Annotated in this window: 18 protein-coding genes; 3 read left to right on the top strand and 15 right to left on the bottom strand. The window is 65.4% G+C overall.

Annotated elements, in window-relative coordinates:
• Nucleotides 1-167: 167 nt before the first annotated feature.
• The 8 genes from gcvP to arcD (F3J43_RS04620) all read right to left on the bottom strand — a co-directional run bounded on the left by gcvP (nucleotide 168) and on the right by arcD (F3J43_RS04620) (nucleotide 10,727).
• Nucleotides 168-3,023 carry an aminomethyl-transferring glycine dehydrogenase gene (gene gcvP / locus F3J43_RS04655; RefSeq protein ID WP_166883652.1) on the bottom strand — a complete coding sequence of 952 codons (2,856 nt, stop codon included), beginning with the start codon at nucleotides 3,021-3,023 and terminating at the stop codon, nucleotides 168-170.
• A 10-nt stretch (nucleotides 3,024-3,033) separates the two neighbouring features.
• A complete protein-coding gene (gcvH, locus tag F3J43_RS04650; protein WP_166883651.1) occupies nucleotides 3,034-3,417 on the bottom strand; it encodes a glycine cleavage system protein GcvH in 384 nt (127 codons plus the stop codon).
• 383 nt (nucleotides 3,418-3,800) lie between these two features.
• Nucleotides 3,801-5,309, bottom strand: coding sequence for a transcriptional regulator GcsR (gcsR, locus tag F3J43_RS04645; RefSeq protein WP_166883650.1), 1,509 nt, complete (start codon nucleotides 5,307-5,309; stop codon nucleotides 3,801-3,803).
• A 140-nt stretch (nucleotides 5,310-5,449) separates the two neighbouring features.
• Nucleotides 5,450-5,818 (bottom strand): DUF5064 family protein, encoded by a 369-nt coding sequence (locus F3J43_RS04640; protein WP_166883649.1) that lies wholly within the window; start codon nucleotides 5,816-5,818, stop codon nucleotides 5,450-5,452.
• A 55-nt stretch (nucleotides 5,819-5,873) separates the two neighbouring features.
• Nucleotides 5,874-6,803, bottom strand: a complete 930-nt coding sequence (arcC, locus tag F3J43_RS04635) for a carbamate kinase (protein WP_166883648.1) — start codon at nucleotides 6,801-6,803, stop codon at nucleotides 5,874-5,876.
• A 119-nt stretch (nucleotides 6,804-6,922) separates the two neighbouring features.
• Nucleotides 6,923-7,933 (bottom strand): ornithine carbamoyltransferase, encoded by a 1,011-nt coding sequence (locus F3J43_RS04630; protein WP_166883647.1) that lies wholly within the window; start codon nucleotides 7,931-7,933, stop codon nucleotides 6,923-6,925.
• Nucleotides 7,934-8,009: 76 nt separating this feature from the next.
• The gene (gene arcA, locus F3J43_RS04625) at nucleotides 8,010-9,266 is read right to left on the bottom strand and encodes an arginine deiminase (protein ID WP_166883646.1); all 1,257 of its coding nucleotides are present in this window, start codon (nucleotides 9,264-9,266) and stop codon (nucleotides 8,010-8,012) included.
• Nucleotides 9,267-9,299: 33 nt separating this feature from the next.
• On the bottom strand, nucleotides 9,300-10,727 hold the full coding sequence (gene arcD, locus F3J43_RS04620; RefSeq protein ID WP_166883645.1) for an arginine-ornithine antiporter: 1,428 nt from the start codon (nucleotides 10,725-10,727) through the stop codon (nucleotides 9,300-9,302).
• Between the two features lie 426 nt (nucleotides 10,728-11,153).
• Between arcD (F3J43_RS04620) and arcD (F3J43_RS04615) the strand changes: the two genes are divergently transcribed.
• On the top strand, nucleotides 11,154-12,581 hold the full coding sequence (gene arcD, locus F3J43_RS04615) for an arginine-ornithine antiporter (RefSeq protein WP_166883644.1): 1,428 nt from the start codon (nucleotides 11,154-11,156) through the stop codon (nucleotides 12,579-12,581).
• 123 nt (nucleotides 12,582-12,704) lie between these two features.
• Here arcD (F3J43_RS04615) and F3J43_RS04610 read toward each other — a convergent pair whose 3' ends face one another.
• The 7 genes from F3J43_RS04610 to gap form a co-directional block, all read right to left on the bottom strand.
• The gene (locus F3J43_RS04610; protein WP_166883643.1) at nucleotides 12,705-14,051 is read right to left on the bottom strand and encodes a CoA transferase; all 1,347 of its coding nucleotides are present in this window, start codon (nucleotides 14,049-14,051) and stop codon (nucleotides 12,705-12,707) included.
• 58 nt (nucleotides 14,052-14,109) lie between these two features.
• Nucleotides 14,110-14,523 (bottom strand): YbaN family protein, encoded by a 414-nt coding sequence (locus F3J43_RS04605; RefSeq protein WP_166883642.1) that lies wholly within the window; start codon nucleotides 14,521-14,523, stop codon nucleotides 14,110-14,112.
• A gap of 49 nt (nucleotides 14,524-14,572) precedes the next feature.
• Complete coding sequence (locus F3J43_RS04600; RefSeq protein WP_166883641.1) at nucleotides 14,573-15,178, bottom strand: biliverdin-producing heme oxygenase; 606 nt, start codon at nucleotides 15,176-15,178, stop codon at nucleotides 14,573-14,575.
• Between the two features lie 176 nt (nucleotides 15,179-15,354).
• Nucleotides 15,355-17,943 (bottom strand): TonB-dependent receptor, encoded by a 2,589-nt coding sequence (locus F3J43_RS04595; protein WP_166883640.1) that lies wholly within the window; start codon nucleotides 17,941-17,943, stop codon nucleotides 15,355-15,357.
• Between the two features lie 125 nt (nucleotides 17,944-18,068).
• Nucleotides 18,069-19,031 carry a FecR family protein gene (locus tag F3J43_RS04590; protein ID WP_166883639.1) on the bottom strand — a complete coding sequence of 321 codons (963 nt, stop codon included), beginning with the start codon at nucleotides 19,029-19,031 and terminating at the stop codon, nucleotides 18,069-18,071.
• Nucleotides 19,032-19,110: 79 nt separating this feature from the next.
• Entirely contained in the window at nucleotides 19,111-19,623 is a 513-nt protein-coding gene (locus tag F3J43_RS04585) for an RNA polymerase sigma factor (RefSeq protein WP_166883638.1), read from the bottom strand.
• 228 nt (nucleotides 19,624-19,851) lie between these two features.
• Complete coding sequence (gene gap, locus F3J43_RS04580; protein ID WP_166883637.1) at nucleotides 19,852-20,853, bottom strand: type I glyceraldehyde-3-phosphate dehydrogenase; 1,002 nt, start codon at nucleotides 20,851-20,853, stop codon at nucleotides 19,852-19,854.
• Between the two features lie 265 nt (nucleotides 20,854-21,118).
• On the opposite strand from gap, the gene edd reads away from it, so the two are divergent.
• Together edd and F3J43_RS04570 are read left to right on the top strand one after the other, a co-directional pair.
• Entirely contained in the window at nucleotides 21,119-22,945 is a 1,827-nt protein-coding gene (gene edd / locus F3J43_RS04575) for a phosphogluconate dehydratase (protein WP_166883636.1), read from the top strand.
• Nucleotides 22,942-23,898, top strand: coding sequence for a glucokinase (locus tag F3J43_RS04570; RefSeq protein ID WP_166883635.1), 957 nt, complete (start codon nucleotides 22,942-22,944; stop codon nucleotides 23,896-23,898). Before edd ends, F3J43_RS04570 begins: the two co-directional genes overlap by 4 nt.
• The last annotated feature ends 2 nt before the right edge of the window (nucleotides 23,899-23,900 follow it).

Below are 23,900 nucleotides of genomic sequence, written 5' to 3'. Positions count from 1 at the left end.
CTCGATCAGGCTGACGATTGGCATGATCGGGACCGCTTCGCGGTCCATCGCAGGCTTCGCCAGCTCCCACAGGTATAGTGCTGAGCTCAAGGGCATGCACAATCTTGTGGGCGCTGGCGAAGCCTGCGACGGGCCGCAGAGCGGCCCCGCCTGCTTGTACAGGGCTATCAGACGTCCTGATAGCTCTCGATCGACGGGCAGGCACAGACCAGGTTGCGGTCGCCGAACACGTTGTCGACGCGGCCCACCGGTGGCCAGTACTTGCCTTCCACCAGGCTCGGCAGTGGATACACCGCTTGCTCGCGGCTGTAGCCGTGGCTCCACTCGCCTGCCAGTTCCGCCGCGGTGTGCGGGGCGTTCTTCAGCGGGTTGTCGTCCTTGTCCAGGCTGCCGTTCTCCACTGCGCGAATCTCCTCGCGGATCTGGATCATGGCCGCGCAGAAGCGGTCCAGCTCCTCTTTGGACTCGCTTTCGGTCGGTTCGATCATCAGCGTGCCGGCCACCGGGAAGGACATGGTCGGGGCATGGAAACCGAAGTCGATCAGGCGCTTGGCGACGTCGTCGACGCTGATGCCGCTGGTGTCCTTGAGCGGCCGCAGGTCGAGGATGCACTCATGCGCCACCAGGCCGTTGCCGCCGGTGTACAGCACAGGATAGTGCTCTTCCAGGCGACGGGCGATGTAGTTGGCGTTGAGGATCGCCATCTGCGAGGCGCGCTTGAGGCCGGCGCCACCCATCATGCGAATGTACATCCAGGTGATCGGCAGGATGCTTGCACTGCCGAACGGTGCGGCGCACACCGCGCCGGTGGTGTTTTCCAGCGTCGCGTGACCGGGCAGGAATGGCGCCAGGTGCGACTTGACGCCGATCGGGCCGACGCCCGGGCCGCCACCGCCGTGGGGGATGCAGAAGGTCTTGTGCAGGTTCAGGTGCGAGACGTCGCCGCCGAACTTGCCTGGGGCGCACAGGCCGACCATGGCGTTCATGTTGGCGCCGTCGATGTACACCTGGCCGCCGTTGTCATGGATGATCGCGCAGATCTCGCCGATGGCTTCCTCGAACACGCCATGGGTCGACGGGTAGGTGATCATGATCGCGGCCAGGCGCTCGCGGTGCTCGATGGCCTTGGCCCGCAGGTCCTCGACATCGACGTTGCCACGGGCGTCGCAGGCGGTGACCACCACGCGCATGCCGGCCATGTGCGCGGTGGCCGGGTTGGTGCCGTGGGCCGAGGACGGGATCAGGCAGATGTCGCGATGGCCTTCGCCGCGGCTGCGGTGGTAGGCGCGGATCGCCAGGAGGCCTGCGTATTCGCCCTGGGAGCCGGCGTTGGGTTGCAGCGACACGGCGTCGTAGCCGGTGGCGGCGCAGAGCATGGCTTCCAGCTCGCGGGTCATCTGCAGGTAGCCCTGGCTCTGTTCGGCGGGCGCGAACGGGTGCAGGCCGCCGAATTCGGCCCAGGTCACCGGGATCATCTCGCTGGCGGCGTTGAGCTTCATGGTGCACGAGCCCAGCGGGATCATGCTGCGGTCCAGCGCCAGGTCCTTGTCGGCCAGGCGGCGCAGGTAGCGCATCAGTTCGGTTTCGCTGTGGTAGCGGTTGAACACCGGGTGTTCGAGGATCGCCGACTGGCGCAGCAGCTTGGCTGGCAGGCGCGGGGCGACGTGCGCAGCCAGGGCGGCGAAGTCCGGGCTGGGCTGGCCGTCGGCGAACAACTGCCACAGGGCCTCGACGTCGGCCTGGTTGCTGGTTTCATCCAGCGACAGGCCGATCTGGGTAGCGTCGACCTGGCGCAGGTTGATGCCCTGGGAACGGGCTTTGGCGTGCAATCCAGCGGTGGCGGCGCCGGTGGCCAGGGTCAGGGTGTCGAAGAAATCGCCGGTGACGACCTTGACCCCCAGCTTGGTCAGGCCGGTGGCGAGGATCGCGGTCAGCGCGTGGGTGCGCTCGGCGATGCGCTTGAGCCCGGCCGGGCCGTGGTACACGGCGAACATGCTGGCGATGTTGGCCAGCAGTACCTGGGCGGTGCAGATGTTGCTGGTGGCTTTCTCGCGGCGAATATGCTGCTCGCGGGTCTGCATGGCCAGGCGCAGGGCACTCTTGCCGAAGCGGTCGATCGACACGCCGACCAGGCGCCCGGGCATGTCGCGCTTGAACGCGTCGCGGGTGGCGAAGTAGGCCGCGTGCGGGCCGCCGAAGCCCAGTGGCACGCCGAAGCGCTGGGCGCTGCCGATGGCCACGTCGGCGTCGAATTCGCCTGGCGGGGTCAGCAGGGTCAGCGCCAGCAGGTCGGCGGCCACGGCCACCAGGGCGTTGGCGGCGTGGAAGCGCTGCACCAGATCGCGGTAGTCGAACACGTCGCCATTGCTGGCTGGGTACTGCAGCAGGGCGCCGAAGAACGCGCCGACATCGTCCAGTTCGCGTTCGTCACCGACGATCACCTCGATGCCCAGCGGCTCGGCACGGGTGCGCAGCACGTCGAGGGTTTGCGGGTGGCAGTGGCTGGAAGCGAAGAAGGCGTGGCTGGCCTTGTTCCTCGACAGGCGCTTGCAGAAGGTCATGGCCTCGGCGGCAGCGGTGGCTTCGTCGAGCAGGGAGGCGTTGGCGATCGGCAGGCCGGTGAGGTCGCTGATCAGGGTCTGGAAGTTCAGCAGCGCTTCCAGGCGGCCCTGGGAGATTTCCGGTTGGTACGGGGTGTAGGCGGTATACCAGGCCGGGTTCTCCAGCAGGTTGCGCAGGATCGGCGCCGGGGTATGGGTGTTGTAGTAGCCCTGGCCGATGTAGTTCTTGCACAGTTGGTTCTGGCTGGCGATGGCTTTCAGCGCGGCGAGGGCGTCGGCCTCGCTCTGGCCGTCGGCGTTGCCGAGCACGCTGGTGCCCTTGATGCTGTCGGGGATGACCGCAGCGCTCATGGCGTCCAGCGAGTCGAAGCCGAGGGTGGCGAGCATGGCCTGCTCGTCGGCGGCGCGCGGGCCGATATGACGCGGGATGAATTCGTTGGCGGTGCCGAGGTTGATGGTCATGTCAGGTTCCTCAGGCGTCGTCGTTGGCTTTGAGCAGACGGTCGTAGGCGTCCTGGTCGAGCAGGGCGGCCACTTCGCTCATGTCGGCAGGAACGAAGCGGAAGAACCAGCCTTCGCCGAGAGGATCTTCGTTGACCCGTTCCGGGCTGTCGTTGAGGTCTTCGTTGACCGCGACCACCTCACCGGCCAGTGGCATGTACACGCCGCTGGCGGCCTTGACCGACTCCACGGTGGAGGCTTCGGCACCCTTGTCGTACTGCTGCAGCTCCGGCAGTTGCACGTAGACCACGTCGCCGAGGGCGTTCTGGGCGTAGGCGGTGATGCCCACGGTGACGCTGCCGTCGGCTTCGACGCGCAGCCATTCGTGATCTTCGGTGAAACGCAACTCGCTCATGGGAATTCCTCGGGAAGCAGGGGGCGTTGGGCGCGGTAGGTTCCGCGCTCTTAAGGTTGGGATTCCTTTAGCAATAATGCGGCCACTCTTATAAAAGCCTTATAAATCAATTAATTAATGTGTTTTATGGGTCGTTTTTTCATTTTATTGGAATGAAATCGATACAGGGCGAGGGCAATTCAAAAGCCCTGAGGGATCAAACCCTTGTGCATACGCATCCCAAAGAGTGTGTAGCGAAATCGTTACGACGTAATGATTTTATTACGACCAGCCTCTGGGGGACTATCAGGGGCAAGCCTGCTCCCACGTTGTGAAACGCAGAGCAAAGGTTGGAGGCACTTCGCAGGCAGGGCGTGGGAGTGGGCTTGTCCGGCGAAGCTGCATCAGACCTTGTTTGGAATACCGTACTTGCGCAGGCGTTGGGCTATCGCGGTATGCGAGGTCTGCAAGCGCCCGGCCAACTGTCGGGTCGAGGGGTAGCTGGCATACAGGCGTTGCAGCAACTCCCGCTCGAAGTCGCCGACCGCCTGTTCCAGGCTGGCCACCTCGCCATCCTGGCCGCGCGCCACCGAGGTGCCGGCGATATCCAGATCGTCGATATCCACCAGGTTGCTTTCACAGATGGCTGCGGCGCGGAAGATCACGTTCTGCAATTGGCGCACATTGCCTGGCCAGGGGTTGGCCAGCAGTGCCGGGTGCGTGGCCGGGGCCAGGCGGCAGGGCGGGCGCTGGATCTGCGTGCAGGCCTGCTGCATGAAGACGTGCGCGAGCGACAGGATGTCCTGGCCGCGCTCGCGCAGTGGCGGCACTTGCAGGTTGAGCACGTTGAGGCGGTAGAACAGGTCTTCGCGGAACGTGCCTTCGCCGACCATGCGTTCCAGGTCACGGTGAGTGGCGCTGATGATGCGTACGTCCACCTTCACCTCACGGTCGCCGCCGACCCGGCGGAAACTGCCGTCGCTGAGAAAACGCAGCAGCTTGGCCTGCAGGTACGGCGACATCTCGCCGATTTCGTCGAGGAATACCGTGCCTTGGTTGGCCAGTTCCATCAGCCCCGGCTTGCCGCCGCGTTGTGCGCCGGTGAAGGCGCCGGGGGCATAGCCGAACAGTTCGCTTTCGGCCAGGCTTTCGGGCAGTGCCGCGCAGTTGAGGGCGAGGAACGGTGCGGCATGGCGGCTGCTGGTGGCATGGCAGGCGCGGGCCACCAGTTCCTTGCCGGTACCGGTCTCGCCATGCACCAGCAAGGGGGCGTCGAGGGCAGCCACGCGCAGGGCTCGGGCCTTGAGGGTGCGGATCGCCGGGGAGTCGCCGAGCATGGCGTCGAAGCCATCGGCGTGGTCGTGGTGCAGCGCCGACAGGCGTTCGCCCATGCGGTTCGGTGGGTACAGGGTGAGCAGTCCGCCGGCGTGGGTGATCGGCGTGGCATCGAGCAGCAGGCTCTGGCCGTTGAGCTGCATCTCGCGCATGGGCAGGTGGAAATTGTTGTCCAGCAGGGCCTGGAGCAGCTCGGGGTCGCCGAACAGTTCGCCTACCGAGCGTCCGGCCGATTCGCGGCCGCACAGGGCGATCAGCGCCGGGTTGGCCAGCAGCACCAGGCCTGCACTGTCCACCGCCAGCACCGGGTCGCTCATGGCGGCGAGCAGGGCGTCGAGTTGAAGGTGGCGGCGCTGGCCGGGGAGGATGTCGACCACCTCCACCGACTGCACGCCGTGCACCTCGAACAGGGCGTCGTGCAGCTCTTCGAGCACGGCCGGGCTCAGGGTCGGGGCGTCGATGTAGACGTTCGGCGGGACCATCTCCACGGCATCGAGGTTGAGGTGACGGGCCCCGAGCAGGGCGAGGACTTCCTGGGTGATGCCGACGCGGTCGATGAAGCTTACGTGGATGCGCATGAGAAGATCGGGGCAGTGGCCAAGCGAGTGCGCCAGTATGCCTTGGGAACAGGGTCAAACCCAATCGCGGGGCAAGCCCGCGCCCACGAAGCGGCTCCTTGGGTCGACTGCGTGGGCGCGGACTTGCCCCGCGATTGCGCTCAACCCAGGTGTTCAGGCTTGATCGGATCGCCCGATTTCACATCGAGCTTCTGGCGGATGTCTTCGAACATGTAGTCGTAGAGCTTGTGCGGCGAGCCGAGATTCTCGAACTTCTTCGGGGCTGGCAGGTACGACTGGGCCTTGCGGCTGAGCTGCATGAGGAAGCTCGGCAGCACCTGGTCCTTGGCCAGGAAGAACTTTTCGTCGACGTTCTTGCCTTCGATGCTGCCGTGCATGCGGAACTGGATACCTCTGCCTTCGTTGGGATCCGACACGGCCTCGTAGTCGATGCTCAGGTCGTAGCTGTGGTCGTTGCTGTTCAGCGCGGTGCGCTCGATATGCACGTGACCGGATTGGTACTGGGCCATGGTGGCTCCTCCGGAAGGTTGAAAACGGCCGGCGCCAGGCACCGGCCAACTGCATTCAACGGTAGCTGATGCCGGGCTTCTGCGTGGAAACCCGCGTACCGGCGGTACCCTTGACGATGTCCTCGATGTTCTCCAGCGAGCTGATCACCGCGACCTTGCCGGTATGCCGGGCGAAGTCGCAGGCGGCCTGGACCTTCGGCCCCATGGAGCCGGCGGCGAAGCCCAGCTTCTCGAGCTCGTCGGGGTGGGCCTGGGCGATCGCCTTCTGCGTCGGCTTGCCGAAATCAATGTACGCCGCGTCGACGTCGGTGGCGATGATCAGAAGGTCGGCTTCCAGTTGCTCGGCCAGCAGGGCAGAGCACAGGTCCTTGTCGATCACTGCCTCGATACCCTTGAGCTGGCGGTTCTCGTCGTACATCGTGGGGATGCCGCCGCCACCGGCGCAGATCACGATGCTGCTCTTTTCCAGCAGCCACTTGATCGGGCGGATCTCGAAGATACGCTTGGGTTTCGGACTGGCCACCACGCGGCGGTACTTGTCGCCGTCGGGCTTGACCACCCAGCCTTTCTCCTTGGCCAGGCGCTCGGCCTCTTCCTTGGCGTAGACCGGGCCGATGAACTTGGTCGGGTCCTTGAACGCCGGGTCGTTGGCGTCCACTTCGACCTGGGTGAGCAGGGTGGCGAACGGCACCTCGAAGTCCAGCAGGTTGCCCAGCTCCTGTTCGATCATGTAGCCGATCATGCCTTCGGTCTCGGCGCCGAGCACATCCAGCGGGTAGGCTTCGTCGGGCTTGTAGGCCAGGCCCTGGAGCGACAGCAGGCCGACCTGAGGGCCGTTGCCGTGGGCGATCACCAGTTCGTTGCCAGGATGGATCTTGGCGATCTGCTCGGTGGCGGTGCGGATATTGGCGCGCTGGTTGCCGGCAGTCATCGGTTCGCCGCGGCGCAGCAGGGCGTTGCCGCCCAATGCAACAACGATACGCATGGGGAATGTCCTTCTGATGGGTGACGCGGTCCCTGTAGGAGGCGGCTTTGCCGGCGAATGCCACTGGCATCGGTGAACCGGATCGCCAGCAAGGCTGGCTCCTGCAGGGGAGCGCGGGCTTACAGGTCGGCCAGGGTCGACACCAGGATCGCCTTGATGGTGTGCATGCGGTTTTCCGCCTGCTCGAAGGCGATGCACGCTGGCGACTCGAACACGTCATCGGTCACTTCGATGCCGTTGGCCAGGTCCGGATACTGTTCGGCGATCTGCTTGCCGACCTTGGTCTCGGAGTTGTGGAAGGCCGGCAGGCAGTGCATGAACTTGGTCCGTGGGTTGCCGCTGGCCTTCATCAGCTCCTTGTTCACCTGGTAAGGCTTGAGCAGCTTGATGCGTTCGCCCCAGGCTTCGATCGGCTCGCCCATCGATACCCAGACGTCGGTGTGGATGAAGTCGACGCCCTTGACCGCGGCCTTGGCATCTTCGGTCAGGGTGATGCGTGCGCCGCTTTCCTCTGCGTACTTCTTGCAGCGCTCGACCAAGTCGTCATGGGGCCAAAGGTCCTTCGGCGCGGCGATGCGCACGTCCATGCCGAGCTTGGCGCCGATCAGCAGCAGCGAGTTGCCCATGTTGTTGCGGGCATCGCCCAGGTAGGCGTAGCTGATGTCGTGCAGCGGCTTGTCGCTGTGCTCGCGCATGGTCAGCACGTCGGCGATCATCTGGGTCGGGTGGTACTCGTCGGTCAGACCGTTGAACACCGGCACGCCGGCGAACTTGGCCAGTTCCTCGACAATCTCCTGCTTGAAACCACGGTACTCGATGGCATCGTACATGCGTCCGAGCACGCGGGCGGTGTCCTTCATGCTCTCCTTGTGGCCGATCTGCGAGGAGTTGGGGTCGATGTAGGTGACGTTGGCGCCCTGGTCATAGGCGGCGACTTCGAAGGCGCAGCGGGTGCGGGTCGAGGTCTTCTCGAAGATCAGCGCGATGTTGTTGCCTTTCAGGTGCTGCTGCTCGGTGCCGGTGTACTTGGCGCGCTTGAGGTCGCGGGACAGGTCGAGCAGGTAGCGCAGCTCGCGGGTGCTGTGGTGTTCGAGGCTGAGCAGGTTGCGGTTGTGGATGTTGAACGCCATGACGATGTCTCCTTGGATTCGGTGAGTGTCCCGGCCGGCACCGGGTGGGTGCGGCCGGGTAGGCAATGGGCGTTGCTCAGTAGTCGATTGGGTCGCGGATGATCGGGCAGGTCATGCAGTGGCCGCCGCCGCGGCCCCGGCCCAGTTCGCCGGCGCTGATGGTGATGACCTCGATCCCGGCCTTGCGCAGCAGGGTGTTGGTGTAGGTGTTGCGGTCGTAGCCGATGACCACGCCCGGCTCGATGGCCACCACGTTGTTGCCGTCATCCCACTGTTCGCGCTCGGCGGCGAAGCTGTTGCCGCCGGTCTCGACGACCCGCAGCTTGACCCCCAGCTGCTCGCCGACCACCTCGATGAACGACTTGTTCTCGCGGCGCACGTCCATGCCGTAGGGCTTGCTTTCGTCCGGGCGGATGATGAACGGCACGATTTCCCTGACCACTTCCGGGAAGACCGTGACCAGGTCGCGGTCGCAGAAGCTGAACACGGTGTCCAGGTGCATCGCGGCGCGGGACTTGGGCAGCCCGGCGACGATGACTTTCTCCACCGCGCCCTTGGCGAACAGGTTCTGTGCCAGTTGGCCGATGGCCTGGCGCGAGGTGCGCTCGCCCATGCCGATGAGCACGATGCCCTTGCCGATCGGCATCACGTCGCCACCCTCGAGGGTGGCGTTGCCGTGGTCCTTGTCCGGATCGCCGTACCAGACCTGGAAGTCGCCTTTTTCGGTGAACTCCTTGTGGAACTTGTAGATGGCAGTGGTCAGCAGGGTTTCCTGGCGTCGCGCTGGCCAGTACATCGGGTTGAGCGTCACGCCGCCGTAGATCCAGCAGGTGGTGTCGCGGGTGAACTGGGTGTTGGGCAGCGGCGGCAGGATGAAGCTGGAGTGGCCAAGGTAGTCGTTGTACATCTTGACCACGCTGGCGCCTTCGCTTTCCGGCAGGTCCTGGCCAGCCACGCCGCCGATCAGGAACTCGGCCAGATGGCGCGGGTCGAGGCCTTCGAGCCAGCTGCGCACTTCATTGGTGAGGCCGACGCCGACGGTGTCGGAGGTGATCTTGCGGTCGAGAATCCACTTCAGCGCTTCGGGCTGCTGGACGATGTCGGTCAGCAGGTTGTGCATTTCCAGCACATCGACGCCGCGCTCGCGCATCTTGGTGACGAAGTCGAAGTGGTCGCGCTTGGCCTGGTCGACCCAGATCACGTCGTCGAACAGCAGCTCGTCGCAGTTGCTCGGGGTCAGGCGCTTGTGCGCCAGGCCCGGGCTGCAGACCATCACTTTGCGCAGTTTGCCGGCTTCGGAATGGACGCCGTATTTCTGTTTCTCAGTGGACATGGTGAATCCTCCTGTAAAGCAAAGTCGTGGGGTTCAGAGAGTCAGGAAGCCGTCGTAGAGCCCGTAGGCCGCCACCAGGGCGCCTACCACCACGGCGGCGAAGATCAGTTTCTCGACGCTGGTGAAGATCGGTTGGCCGACCTCGCGCTTGGCCTTGGCGAACAGGATCACGCCGGGGGCATAGAGCAGGGCCGACAGCAGCAGGTATTTCACGCCCCCGGCGTACAGCAGCCAGATCGCGTACAACAGGGCGATGCCGCCGATGACCAGGTCCTTCTTGCGCTCGGCCAGGGCTTGCTCGTAGGTCTCGCTGCGCACCGCCAGCAACACCGCGTAGGCCGCCGACCACAGGTAAGGCACCAGGATCATCGAGGTGGCGAGGTAGATCAGTGACAGGTAGGTGCTGTTGGAGAACAGGGTGATGACCAGGAAGATCTGCACCATGGCGTTGGTCAGCCACAGGGCGTTGGCCGGCACATGGTTGGCGTTCTCGCGGCGCAGGAACTCCGGCATGGTGTGGTCCTTGGCGGCGGCGAACATGATCTCGGCGCACAGCAGCACCCAGGAGAGCAGCGCCCCGAGCAGCGAGATGATCAGGCCCACGCTGATCAGCACCGCGCCCCAGTGGCCGACCACGTGCTCGAGCACCGCGGCCATCGACGGGTTCTGCAGCTTGGCCAGCTCGGGCTGGGTCATCACGCCCAGCGACAGCACGTTGACCAGCACCAGGAACAGCAGCACGGTGACGAAGCCGATGACCGTGGCCTTGCCGACGTCGGAGCGTTTTTCCGCGCGGGAGGAGAAGATGCTCGCGCCCTCGATGCCGATGAACACCCACACGGTGACCAGCATCATGTTGCGCACCTGGTTCATCACGCTGCCCAGCTCGGGCGTGCCCACGCCCCAGATGTCGGCGGTGAAGATGTCGAGCTTGAAGGCGAACAGGCAGATCAGCGCGAACAGCGCCAGCGGCACGACCTTGGCCACGGTGGTGACCAGGTTGATGAAGGCCGCCTCCTTGATGCCGCGCAGGACCAGGAAGTGCACCGCCCACAGCAGCACCGAGGCGCCGATCACCGCCGCGGGGGTGTTGCCCTCGCCGAAGACCGGGAAGAAGTAGCCCAGGGTGCTGAACAGCAGCACGAAGTAGCCGACGTTGCCCAGCCAGGCACTGATCCAGTAGCCCCAGGCCGAGGAGAAGCCCATGTAGTCGCCGAAGCCGGCCTTGGCATAGGCGTACACACCGCCGTCAAGGTCAGGCTTGCGGTTGGCCAGGGTCTGGAATACGAAGGCGAGGGTGAGCATGCCCACCGCGGTGATGGCCCAGCCGATCAGCACGGCACCGACGCCGGCGCTGGCGGCCATGTTTTGTGGCAACGAGAAGATCCCGCCACCGATCATCGAGCCGACGACAAGTGCAACAAGCGCACCCAGTTTTAGTTTTCCGGGAGAATCAGACATTTAACGACTCCGTACCAGGAGAAAGTTGACCTCAGAATAAATCTGACGCCTTGACCATTCGCTGACTTAGATCAGTTCAAGCCTGCATGAAGATCAGAAAAATCCTTCACGCACCTCCTGGAGGATGCCGACAGCTCCTGCGCAGGCCTTGTGTGCTGGCACCTCCATGCCTTTACAGGGCAAACGCCCTGTTTCGCCTGCGAACTGTGAAGTTAGACTCTTTTAGGCTTTTCGCAAATTTTTCACACTAAATCGCGACAGGTTCTCGCTATCCCGCGAAGTGCCGAGCAACAGTGATTTTTAACGGGGGTTACCCATAGACAGCTCAGTTATGAGTGCTATAGCTTTAATGGCACTAATTAATAAAAAACTTGTAACATTTCTGTTGGTACATTCGTTTACGCGCGTCCGCGCACGAGGAACCCCATGAGCGAACCAGGACAGAAGCTGCGCCTTGGCGCGCTGATCGCGTTGGTGGTCGGTTCGATGATCGGCGGGGGGATCTTCTCGTTGCCGCAGAACATGGCCGCTCGCGCCGATGTCGGTGCCGTGCTGATCGGCTGGGCCATCACCGCGGTGGGCATGCTGGCGCTGGCCTTCGTGTTCCAGAGCCTGGCCAACCGCAAGCCGGAGCTGGACTCGGGCGTGTATGCCTACGCCAAGGCGGGTTTTGGCGAGTACATGGGCTTTTCCTCGGCCTGGGGCTACTGGATCAGTGCCTGGCTGGGCAACGTCGGCTACTTCGTGCTGCTGTTCAGCACCCTGGGCTTCTATTTCCCCGCGTTCGGCGAAGGCAACACGCCGCTGGCCATCGGTTGCGCCTCGGCGTTGTTGTGGGCGGTACATTTCCTGGTGTTGCGCGGCATCAAGGAGGCGGCGTTCATCAACCAGGTGACCACCGTGGCCAAGGTGGTGCCGCTGCTGATCTTCATCGTCATCGCCGCCGTCGCCTTTCGCGCCGATATCTTCACCCGTGACATCTGGGGGTTGAGCAACCCGCAGTTCGGCAGCGTGCTGGAGCAGGTGCGCAACATGATGCTGGTGACGGTGTTCGTGTTCATCGGTATCGAAGGCGCCAGCGTGTACTCCGGTCGTGCCCTGCACCGCTCGGATGTGGGCAAGGCCACCGTGGTGGGCTTTCTCGGCGTGCTGGCGTTGCTGGTGCTGGTCAACGTGCTGTCGCTGGGGGTGATGACCCAGCCGGAGCTGGCGGGGTTGCAGAATCCGTCGCTGGCGTCGGTGCTGGAGCATATCGTCGGGCCCTGGGGCGCGTTGCTGATCAGCATCGGCCTGGCGGTGTCGTTGCTGGGGGCCTTGCTGTCGTGGGCGCTGTTGTGCGCCGAGATTCTCTTTGCCACGGCCCGGGACAAGACCATGCCGCGTTTCCTGGCGCGGGAGAACGCCAACCAGGTACCGGCCAACGCCCTGTGGCTGACCAATGTGATGATCCAGGGCTTCCTGTTGATCACCCTGTTCTCGGCAGGCACCTACACCAGCCTGATCTACCTGGCTTCGTCGATGATCCTGGTGCCCTATTTCTGGTCGGCAGCCTATGCGGTGCTGCTGGCGCTGCGTGGCGAAACCTACCAGGGGCAGGCGGGACTGCGGCGCAAGGACCTGCTGGTCGCGGTGATCGCGCTGATCTATGCGATCTGGCTGCTGTATGCCGGCGGCCTCAAGTACGTGTTGCTGTCGGCACTGCTGTATGCGCCCGGGGTGATCCTGTTTGCCCGGGCCAAGCATGAGCAGGGGCAGGCACTGTTCACCGGGTGGGAGAAGCTGATCTTCGCAGCGGTGCTGGCGGGGGCAGGGTTGGCGGCGTATGCGCTGTATGCCGGGGTGCTGAGTCTGTAGTCCGTAGGGGCTGCTGGGTTCGAGGCCGCTCGCGCGGTGCTGGTGGGCGATCAGGCAGTGCCGTTGCGGCTTGCTCTGCGAGCACCGACAGCACCGTATCGTGGGGCAAGCCCGTAGTCAGGATCACCACCGCGCCGGCGCCGACCCCAGTTCCGAGGCCCCAGTCTCCCAGCCCATCAGTGCTTTGCCCACCTTCAACGGTGCCCTGATCCGCTGCGCCTCGCCCCAGGGCGTGCGTTCAATCGCAGGCTCGAGATCCTGCGTCGACTCCGCCGCCAATGGCAGGTCTTCTTCCACCGTTCCTCGTTCGACCATTAGCTTCGCGGTGCGCGCCAGCGAGAACCGGCTGCGGCATCCCTCGCCGCTGCGCAGGCGTTCGCCCAGCGCGCGGATCACCTCGGCAGCCATCAGGTGGCCGGTGGCCTGGTCCAGCGCCTGCACCGGCAAGGGCACTGGCCGTTGCGCCTGTTGCCAGCGCATGCCCTCGCGAGCGATGCCACAGCTCATCTGCACCAGGCTGTCGAAGCCGCGACGATCCTGCCAGGAGCCGCTCCAGCCATAGGCGTTGAGGCTCACGTCGACTAGTCCGGGGTTGAGCCGGCGGCGGTGTTCGGCGCCCAGTCCCAGGCGTTCGAGAGCATCGGCGCGGTAGCCGTGGACCAGCACGTCGCTCTCGGCCAGCAGATGCTCGAAAACTCGCCGGCCTTCGTCTGAGCGCAGGTCCAGGCGCGCGCAGCGCTTGCCCAGGGTCACTTCGGCGACCAGCGCGGGTTCGTCCCAGAGCAATGGGTCGATACGCAGCACCTGGGCACCGAAGCCGGCGAGCAGGCGAGTCGCGACGGGGCCGGCGAGGATCCGGGTCAGGTCGAGCACCTTGATCCCGGCCAGTGGCCGGGCCGCGCTGCCGGACCAGGGCCGAGGCGCTGCGCTGAAGTGTTCGCGCAGGACCAATGGCTCGCGGTTGACCGCCTGGCCCTGGGGATGGGCGCACCAGTCCAGCCAGCCACGCATCCGTGCCGCGCAGCCACCGGCTTGCACCACCGCGCTTTCCAGCGCGTCGGCCGAGCAGTGCCGGATATGCCGGGCAACCTCGGTCCGCTCAGCGGCGCAGCCGAGCACCTTCAAGGCGGCGGCGCGATGGTGAGGGGCATTGGTATGCAGGCGGATCCAGCCGTCGCGCGCCAGGTAGTCGCCCGCGATGGCATCCCATGGCGAGGGCACTTCCCAGCCATGCGGGCGCAAGCTGCCGGCGAACCACAGTGACGCCAGGCGCCGGTCGACATGGATCGGCGGGCGGTCGCCGAGCTGGCCCTGGAGCAGGCTGGCCAGGGCCAGGCCGTTGGCGGCGACGCTGGCGGCGGCCAGTTCGCTGACGGCGAAGACCGAGGGTAGGGCGCCGATGCCGTGCCAGTGCACGCGGGCGCCTTCGAGGTTGAGTGAGCGGGTGATGGTGTCGAGCAAAGGTTGCATGCCGGATCCTCCTGCGTGGATCCCATTGCAGTACATCCGGCGCCGCGGCGCAAATCGCTCAGCGTTGCAGTTCGGCGGAGCCTGGCGTGGTCGGGCGTTCCGGGCGCGACCAGATCCACAGGTTGCCCAGGGCCATGCCGCCGATGGCGAGGAACACCGGCCAGTGGTGCTCGAGGAAGGTCAGCATCACACCGGCACACAGCAACATGCTCAGGGTCGCGCTGACCTTGGCCCGACGCTGGATCACCTTGCCGTTGCGCCAGTTGTACAGGATCGGGCCGAACAGCCGATGGTTCTCCAGCCAGGCGGACAGGCGTGGCGAGCTGCGGGTCGCGGCCCAGGCGGCGAGGAGGATGAACTCGGTGGTCGGCAGGCCGGGAATGACGATGGCGACCAGGCCTATCCCCAAGCTGACATAGGCCAGGATCGCGTACAGCAGGCGGGACAGTTTCGAGCGGGCGATTCGGGTCATGGTCTCACTGCAACGGTGCGGCCGCCCGCAGGCGGCCGGGTAAAGCGTCTCAGGCCAGCGCAGCGTCGGCGGCGTAGGCGTGCTTGAGCAGTTCGGTGAAGCGCTCGAAGGCGGCGACGGCGCCGCGCTCGGCGGCGGCTTCCTCTTCGGCCGACAGCGCGAGGCCGTCGAGGATACGGGTGAACTGCTTCCAGCCTTCGGCACGGCCACCGGCCGGCTCGCCGAGGTGACGGGCGCCGAAGCTGTCGGACAGCTCAAGGGCCACGGCACGCTTGATCAGGAAGGCGGCGCCCAGTTTGGAGCCTTCGGAGACGAAGATCCAGCCCATGGCTTCACCCAGGCTCGGATTGCGCAGGGCGCCGACGACCGGCGCGGGGACTTCGGTGTCGAGGTCGGCCAGGTCCAGGCGTGCCTGTTCGGCGCGGCAACGTTCGGCCAGGTCAGGGACGATGGCGATCAGTTGCGGGTCGTTGTACAGCGCCTGCAGCTCGGACTGGAACAGGTACTGGGCGACGACGAAGCGGGCGAAGCTCTCGCGGCTGTCGAACGGCTTGTGCGATTTGACCAGGGCGTCCAGCTCGGTGTGCGGGGCATGGGTGACCTGGTTCAGGCGTTGGGAGCGCAGGGCGGCGCGTTCGGAGGAAGGGGCGGTCATGGGGGCATCCTTGGAAAATGGGGCTGTCTAGTGACAAGACGATCAAGAAGACGCGGAACAGTAAAAAAACCTCACCTGCGAAGTTAAATCATTCTCATGGGGTGGCGCAGTGCTCCCACAGGCCCCATTTCGGGGCTGTGGGAGCGGGCTTGCCCCGCGAGGACGATCTCGATCGGTCAGATGTCCCACACCAGGTTGATGGCGAAGTTGCGGCCCGGCATGGTCAGGCGGTCGAGGTTGGCGGGCTGGGTCACGCCGGCTTCGCCCAGGGCGTCGTAGCCACGCACGTCATCCCACTGCCAGTATTTCTTGTCGGTCAGGTTGTAGAGGCCGGCGTTGACGGTGATGTCGTTCGTCACCTTGTAGTAGCCGGTCAGGTCCAGAACGCCGTAGCCAGGCGTGCGGAACTGCTTGCTGGCGCCATCGGGGGCGAAGAAGGTGGTGTCGTCCACCCGGTCCTTGCGCTTGACCAGGGTCCAGCTCAGCAGCCCGCCATAGTTCTGCTGCTCGTAGCCCAGGCCGAGGACCGCGGTCAGCGGGTTGACGCTGTTCAGCGGCTGGCCGTTGTCGTCGTTGCGGCCGCGGGCATAGGCCAGCGAGCCCTGGGTGTACAGGCCCTGGGCGGCACCGAAGTGATCGAGGTTCAGGCGGCCCTTGAACTCCGCGCCCTTGATGGTGGCGTGCTTGATGTTGTTGGCCTGGAAGGTCGAGCCGAGGTTGGCTGACTGCACGGCGTCTTCGTTGATGAAATCGCGGTACTTGTTGTAGAACACCGCCACATCGAAGTTGCCCGCCTCGAAGTTGCCGCGCAGGCCGGTTTCGTAGCTCTTGCTCTTCTCTGGCTCGAGGTCCGGGTTGGGCTTGACGCTGTAGCCCAGGCTCGGGTTGTCGAAGCGGCCGAACATGGCCTTGGCGGTTGGTGTGCGGAAGCCTTCGGCGTACTGGCCGTACCAGGTGTAGTGGTCGTTGAAGGCATAGGTCACGCCGAGTTTCGGCGAGACGCGGTGCCACTTCTTGTCGGCGTCGTCGATGTCGACCGGCGCGCTGCCGTTGCCCTGCACGCCACGCAGGAACTCGTTGGTCATCTTCGGTTCCATGCGCGTGTAGTCGTAGCGCGCGCCTGGCAGGAAGGTCCAGTTGTTCCAGCGGATTTCATCCTGGGCGAACAGGCTGTAGGTGTTGACCGTCGGATCGGGGAAGTCGCTGACCCGCACCTGGCCGTCGTTCGGGCTGTTCTGGCCGATCGCCCGGCAACTGCCGCCGACGTTCAGGCAAGTACCGGTACCGCTGCGCGAGCCGGTGATCTTTTCATGCTTGAGGGTGGTGCCGTAGGTCAGCAGGTGGTCGGTGGCACCGATGCTGAAGGCCTTGTCCAGCTGGGCGTCGAAGACCCACTGGCGATCCTTGTAGGTGGTCTGGCGGTCGCGGAACACCTGGCGGCCGCTGGCGTAGTACAGCTCGTCGGTGCGTTGGTCGGTCTTGGCGATCTGGTAGTTCAGGCTCCACTTCACATGGTCGGCGACCAGGCTGTCGAGGCCGAACTCGTGGTTGATGCCGAAACGCTCGCGGGTGATGGTGTCGTTGCCCTGGCGCATGCGGTACATGTTCGAGGCGCCACGACCGGGAATGAACGGTCCGCCCACGGCACTGAGGATGTTCTGGTCGCGGTCGTCCTTGTAGTGCTCGTAGGTGAGGCCGAAGCGGGCATCGTCGGCGTAGTTCCAGCCGAGCTTGGCCAGGACGTTGGTGGTGCGCACATCCTCGGGGTTGGCTTCGCTGCGGTTCAGGCCGGTGCCGCCGTGGCTGCCGTACGACTCGGTCTCGTGGCCATTGCGCTGGCTCAGGTGCAGCAGGCCGTCGAAGTCGCCCTGGCGACCGGCGACGGTAGCCGAGGTCAGCCAGCTTTCGTCGGCGGAGCTGTAGCCGGTCTTCAGGCGTGCGCCGACGTCCTTGCCGGGCTTGATGATGTCGTCGGGGTCGAGGGTGAAGTAGCTGACCGCGCCGCCAATGGCGTTGCTGCCATAGAGCACCGAGGCCGGGCCGCGGAGGATCTCGACGCGCTTGACGATCTCTGGATCGACATAGTTGCGCTGGGTCTGGGCGTAGGGGCCGTAGAAGAAACTGTCGGGAATCGACACACCGTCGACCTGGGTCAGGATACGCTCGCCGTCGATCCCACGGATGTTGTAGCCGTTCAGGCCGCTGCGCTGGCCGACGCCGCCGACCGACACGCCGGGCTCGTAGCGCACCAGCTGCTTGATGTCGTTGACGTTCTGCCGGTCCAGTTGCTCACGGGTCTGCACGCTCACGGTGCTTGGCACCTGGCTGACGTCCTGGGCGCTGCGGGTGGCGCTGACGGTCACCTGCTGCAGGGCGATGGCGTTGCCCGCCGACTGGCGCTCGAGGACCACATTGGCGTTGCCGATCTTGCGGTAGGCCAGGCCGGTGCCGCGCAGCAGGCGTTGCAGCGCCGCTTCCGGCGCCAATGCGCCCTGCACGCCCGGCGAAGCCACGCCTTCGGCCAGTTCTGCGCTGAAGCCGACCTGCCATCCGGTGACCTGGCTGAACGCGTTGATGGCCGACACCAGCGGCTGCTGGCCAATGGCAAAACGATAGTCGCCCATGCGCGGGCTGCTGGCCTGGGCCGGCTCCGCGGCCAGCGCCGGCAGGCTGCACGCACCGCTGGCGAGCAGCGCCAGGGTCAGCAGGGACAGTTGGCCGCGGCGGCGGGAAGAGGAGGACGGGCGAGGTTGACCTGTGGACATCGAAAGCGCTCCCTGTCGCGCGAATAGTTATAGTCGATAGATGTTCTCGTTTTCTAACGAGAATCAATCGTATTGGCTATGACGAGACGAACGAGGAGCGCCGATCGCGTAAAAAAACTTTCAGCTCAGTTGAGAATCACCAGCGCGGGGTACTCGTGCAGCTGTGCCGAGGTGATGTGGGCCAGGGCGCGCAGGGTTTCCAGCGGTTGATCGAGGCGGTAGTTGCCGGTGACCGCGACCTGGTCGAGGTGTGCGTTGCGGCTGATGATCCAGCCTGGGTAGTAGCGGCGGACCTCGGCCAGCACCTGGTTCAGCGGGCAGTTCTCGAACACCAGGCGGCCTTCGATCCAGGCCAGGTCCTTGTGCAGGTCGGGGCGCTGGCGCTGGCCGAAACCGCCGGGGCCGACGCTGATGCTGTCGCCGGCGCTGAGGCGGATGCGCTGGTCGCGGCCGCCCTGCAGGTCGATATCGCCCCGTTGCACACGGACCTGGGCCTCGCCGTCGAGGTAACGCACGGCGAAGTCGGTATCGCGCACGCTGGCGCGCAGCGGCCCGGCCTGGACCTCCAGCGGTGGCTGGCTGCCGGCCACGACCTGGAAATACGCCTCGCCCTGCAGCAGTCGGGCAACCTGGCGGCCGTCACGGATATCGCTGGCGAACGCCGAGTTGGTGTTGAGCAGCACTTTGGCGCCGCCGTCCAGTTGCAGGCGCTGGCGTTCGCCGACCACGGTCAGGTGATCGGCCTGTAGGCGCAGCGGCAGGTTGCCGAAGGTGAACAAGCCGACCAGCAGCACGGCGGCGGTGGCCAGGGGTTTCCAATGACTGCGCAGGCGCCCGCCGAACGAGTGGCGCCGCCGCTGCTGCAGCGAGCCGGCGGCCTGGCGTAGCGCTGCACCGTTCCACAGCGCTTCGGCTTCGACATAGGCTTCGGCGTTTTCCGGCTCGGCGCCGAGCCAGTGTTCGAAGGCGCGGGTGTCGTCCTCGTCGGCGCACTGCAGGCGGATCAGCCAGTCCAGGGCCTCTTCGCGGGCACGGGCGCGGGCGTCAGGCGCGGCGGGTGACGGGCGAGGGGGCAGGTGGTCGGTCACGAGGGATCCTTGCGGGGCATTTCTTGCGCATGATCAGCGCAGGCCCGGCCCATGGCAAGGGCTTTGCGGAGCGGGCGCGTCACTGGTGACGGTCGGCCACGCCGATGCAGATGGCCATGATCAGCTTCAGTTCCTTCTGCACGGTGCTGGCCGAGACCTTCAACTGCTCGGCGATTTCCAGGTAGCTGGCGCCGTGCAGGCGGCTGAGGATGAAAATCCGCTGCTGGCGCTCGGTCAACTGGCCCAGGCTTGCGCTCAGGTGCTTGAGCAGTTGTTCGGCGTGGGCGGCGTCTTCGCTGCTGGCGGCAGGTGCGGCGACGTTGTGCAGGACCTGCTCGGGCACATCGTCCACCAGCGTGCGGGCTTGTACCCGGCGGGCGCGCAAGTGATCCAGGGCGAGGTTGCGGGCAGTCTGGAAGACGAAGGGCTCGAGGTGTTCGATGGGGCGCTCGCCCAGGGCGCGAGTGACCCGCAGGTAGGTTTCCTGCAGCAGGTCCTCGGCGGTGCTGGGGTTGCCCACCATGCGCTGCAGGGTGCGCAACAGAGGGAGGCGCTGGGTGAGGAACACTGAGTTGAACCGGGACTGACTCACGGGGGGACCTGGCCATCGAAGGGTGAATGATAATGCTTATCATCACCGTGCCAGGTCAAGTGCGCAAATGTCATGAATGGGTAAAGCTTGTGGAGTGGCCCTGTGGGAACAGGCTTTCGTGGGCGCGGGCTTGCCCCACGAAACTACCCACTGCAAAACCAGCTACGCACCTATTTCCACAAGCCTGTGCCCATGAATGCCTGGTTCCTGCCTGGCGTGGTTCCTGTCTCAACGGGCGTTGAACAGCGCCAGGCAGTTGTCCAGCATACGGTTGGAGAAGCCCCATTCGTTGTCGTACCAGGCCAGTACCTTGAGCATGCGTCCGCTGGCACGGGTGTGGTTGGCGTCGAAGATCGACGACAGCGGGTTGTGGTTGAAGTCGCAGGACACCAGCGGCAGGGTGTTGTAGCCCAGCACCCGCGAGTGGCGGCTGGCTTCGAGGAACAGCTGGTTGACCTCTTCGGCGCTGGTTTCGCGCTGCAGGTTGACGGTCAGGTCGACCAGCGACACGTTGATCACCGGCACGCGCACGGCCATGCCGGTGAGCTTGCCGGCCAGCTCGGGCAACACCAGACCCACGGCCTCGGCGGCGCCGGTCTTGCTCGGGATCATCGACTGGGTGGCCGAGCGGGCGCGGTATGGGTCGCTGTGGTAGACGTCGGTGAGCACCTGGTCGTTGGTGTAGGCGTGGATGGTGGTCATCAGCCCCTGTTCGATGCCGAATTCGCGATGCAGCACCTGGGCGACCGGCGCCAGGCAGTTGGTGGTGCACGAGGCATTGGAGATGATCTGGTGCGAGGCGCGCAGCACGTCGTGGTTGACCCCGTACACCACAGTGGCGTCGGCACCCTTGGCCGGCGCGCTGACGATCACCTTGGCGGCGCCGGCGGCCAGGTGCGCGGCGGCCTTGGCGCGCTCGGTGAACAGCCCGGTGCACTCGAACACCACGTCGATGGCCAGGGTTTTCCATGGCAGTTCGGCGGGGTTGCGGATGGCGCTGACGGCGATGCGGTCGCCGTTGACGGTGAGGCTTTCGTGGTCGGCCTCGATTGTGGCGTCGAAGGTGCCGTGGACGCTGTCGAACTTGAGCAGGTGGGCGTTCATCGCGCTGTCGCCCAGGTCGTTGATGGCGACGACTTGCAGGTCCTGACGGTAGCCGTGCGTGTAGAGTGCGCGCAGGACGTTGCGTCCGATGCGGCCGAATCCGTTGATGGCGATGCGAAGGGTCATGGCTTTACCTCTGGCAGTCGGGTGAAGGCTGTGGCACAAAGAGCAACTTCACTGAAACGGTTTTGTTATTGGAATTACAAGATTATTCACTGGCAGATAGAAAACAAGCCTTTTTGCTGGCAGTATTTTGTTAAATCTACAACGAGTGGTCGGGCAGGCCGCTTCACGAACGCGCTGGGCATCTTCACTTCAAGCCTAGGTCGCAATCGTTTGGAGGCAAAACGCCCGGTAAAACCGCCCCTACAGTTAGCCTGGAGTCCAGTACATGCATCCGCGCATCCTTGAGGTCACCGAACGGCTGATCGCCCGCAGCCGCCGCACCCGTGAACGCTACCTTGAGCTGATCCGCGGCGCGGCCAGCGATGGCCCCATGCGCGCCAGCCTGCAGTGCGCCAACTTCGCCCACGGCGTGGCCGGCTGCGGTACCCAGGACAAACAGGCCCTGCGCTTGATGAACGCGGCCAACGTGGCCATCGTCTCGGCCTACAACGACATGCTTTCGGCGCACCAGCCGTACCAGCACTTTCCCGAACAGATCAAGCAGGCCCTGCGCGAGATCGGCTCGGTCGGCCAGTTCGCCGGTGGCGTGCCGGCCATGTGCGACGGCGTGACCCAGGGCGAGCCGGGCATGGAGCTGGCCATCGCCAGCCGCGAGGTGATCGCCATGTCCACCGCCATCGCCCTGTCGCACAACATGTTCGATGCCGCGCTGATGCTGGGCATCTGCGACAAGATCGTGCCGGGCCTGATGATGGGGGCGTTGCGCTTTGGCCACCTGCCGACCGTCTTCGTCCCCGGCGGGCCGATGGTCTCGGGGATCTCCAACAAGGAGAAGGCCGATGTGCGCCAGCGCTACGCCGAGGGCAAGGCGACCCGTGAGGAACTGCTCGAATCGGAGATGAAGAGCTACCACAGCCCTGGCACCTGCACCTTCTACGGTACCGCCAACACCAACCAGCTGGTGATGGAGGTGATGGGCCTGCACCTGCCGGGCGCCTCGTTCGTCAACCCTTATACCCCGCTGCGCGATGCCCTGACCGCCGAGGCTGCGCGCCAGGTCACGCGCATGACCAAGGCCAGCGGCGATTTCATGCCGATCGGCGAGATCGTCGACGAGAAAGCGCTGGTCAATGCCATCGTCGCCCTGCACGCGACGGGCGGTTCGACCAACCACACCCTGCATATTCCGGCCATCGCCCAGGCTGCCGGTATCCAGCTGACCTGGCAGGACATGGCCGACCTGTCCGAAGTGGTGCCGACGCTGTCCCACGTCTATCCCAACGGCAAGGCCGACATCAACCACTTCCAGGCCTCCGGCGGCATGGCCTTCCTGATCCGCGAACTGCTCGATGCCGGCCTGCTGCACGAGGATGTCAACACCGTGGCCGGCCATGGCCTGCGCCGCTATACCCAGGAGCCATTCCTCGAGGATGGCCGGTTGGTCTGGCGCGACGGTCCGCGCGAAAGCCTCGACGAGAGCATCCTGCGCCCGGTGGCGCGGCCGTTCTCCGCCGAGGGCGGTCTGCGGGTGATGGAAGGCAACCTGGGCCGCGGAGTGATGAAGGTCTCCGCCGTGGCCCCCGAGCACCGTGTGGTCGAAGCGCCGGCCCGGGTGTTCCACGACCAGCAGGCGCTGGCCGATGCGTTCAAGGCCGGCGAGCTGGAGCGCGACTTCGTCGCCGTGGTGCGCTTCCAGGGCCCGCGCTGCAACGGCATGCCAGAGTTGCACAAGCTGACGCCGTTCCTCGGTGTGTTGCAGGACCGCGGCTACAAGGTGGCGTTGGTCACCGATGGGCGCATGTCCGGCGCCTCGGGCAAGATTCCCGCGGCCATCCATGTGTGCCCCGAGGCCTTCGACGGTGGTCCGCTGGCGCGGGTGCGCGATGGCGATATCGTGCGTGTCGATGGCGCCGAAGGCACGTTGCGCATCAGCGTGTCGGCCGAGGAGCTGGCCAGCCGCGAGCTGCCCGCGCCGCCCCAGGGCAACGACCTGGGTTGCGGGCGTGAGCTGTTCGGGTTCATGCGCGTGGCGTTCAGTTCGGCCGAGAAGGGCGCCAGCGCCTTCACCTCGGCTCTGGAGCACCTTGCATGAAGGCCTTGCTGGTAGGCGACATCGGTGGCACCAATGCGCGCCTGGCGCTGTGGCGCGACAACGCGTTGCAGGCCGTGCAGGTATTCGCCACCGCCGACTACAGCAGCCCCGAGCAGGCCATCGAGGCCTACCTGGCCGACCAGGGCCTGGCCCGTGGCGACTTGGCGGCGGTGTGCCTGGCGGTGGCCGGGCCGGTGGATGGCGATGACTTCCGCTTCACCAACAGCCACTGGCGGCTGAGCCGCACGGCGTTCTGCCAGACGTTGCAGGTCGAGCGCCTGCTGCTGATCAACGATTTCACCGCCATGGCCCTGGGCATGACCCGCCTGGGCCAGGGCGAGTGTCGCGAAGTGTGCGCAGGTAGAGCCGACCCGACGCGCCCGGCACTGGTGATCGGCCCGGGCACTGGCCTCGGGGTCGGCAGCCTGCTGCGCCTGGGCGAGCACTGGCATGCGTTGCCGGGGGAAGGCGGGCATGTCGACCTGCCGGTGGGCAACGCTCGCGAGGCGGCGATCCACCAGCAGATCCATCGGCAGATCGGCCATGTCAGTGCCGAAACCGTGCTCAGCGGTGGTGGCCTGGTGCGCTTGTACCAGGCCATGTGCGCGCTGGATGGCGACACCCCCAGGCACAAGAGTCCGGCGCAGATCACCGATGCCGCGCTGGGCGGTGAGCCGCGGGCGCTGGCGGTGGTCGAGCAGTTCAGCCGCTTCCTCGGGCGGGTGGCAGGCAACGCCGTGCTGACCCTGGGCGCGCGGGGCGGGGTCTACATTGTCGGAGGCGTGATCCCGCGCTTTGCCGAACTGTTCCTGCGCAGCGGTTTTGCCGCGAGCTTCGCCGACAAGGGGTGCATGAGCGGTTACTTCGCTGGGGTGCCGGTATGGCTGGTGACGGCGGAATTTTCCGGGTTGCTGGGAGCCGGGGTGGCTTTGCAGCAGTCACAGGAGTATTGATC

It is taken from the genome of Pantoea sp. Cy-639 (genome assembly GCF_011752525.1).
Classification (GTDB): Bacteria; Pseudomonadota; Gammaproteobacteria; order Pseudomonadales; family Pseudomonadaceae; genus Aquipseudomonas.
The sequence above is the reverse complement of the archived record's forward strand: the minus strand, read 5'-3'. Positions and strand labels throughout refer to the sequence as shown.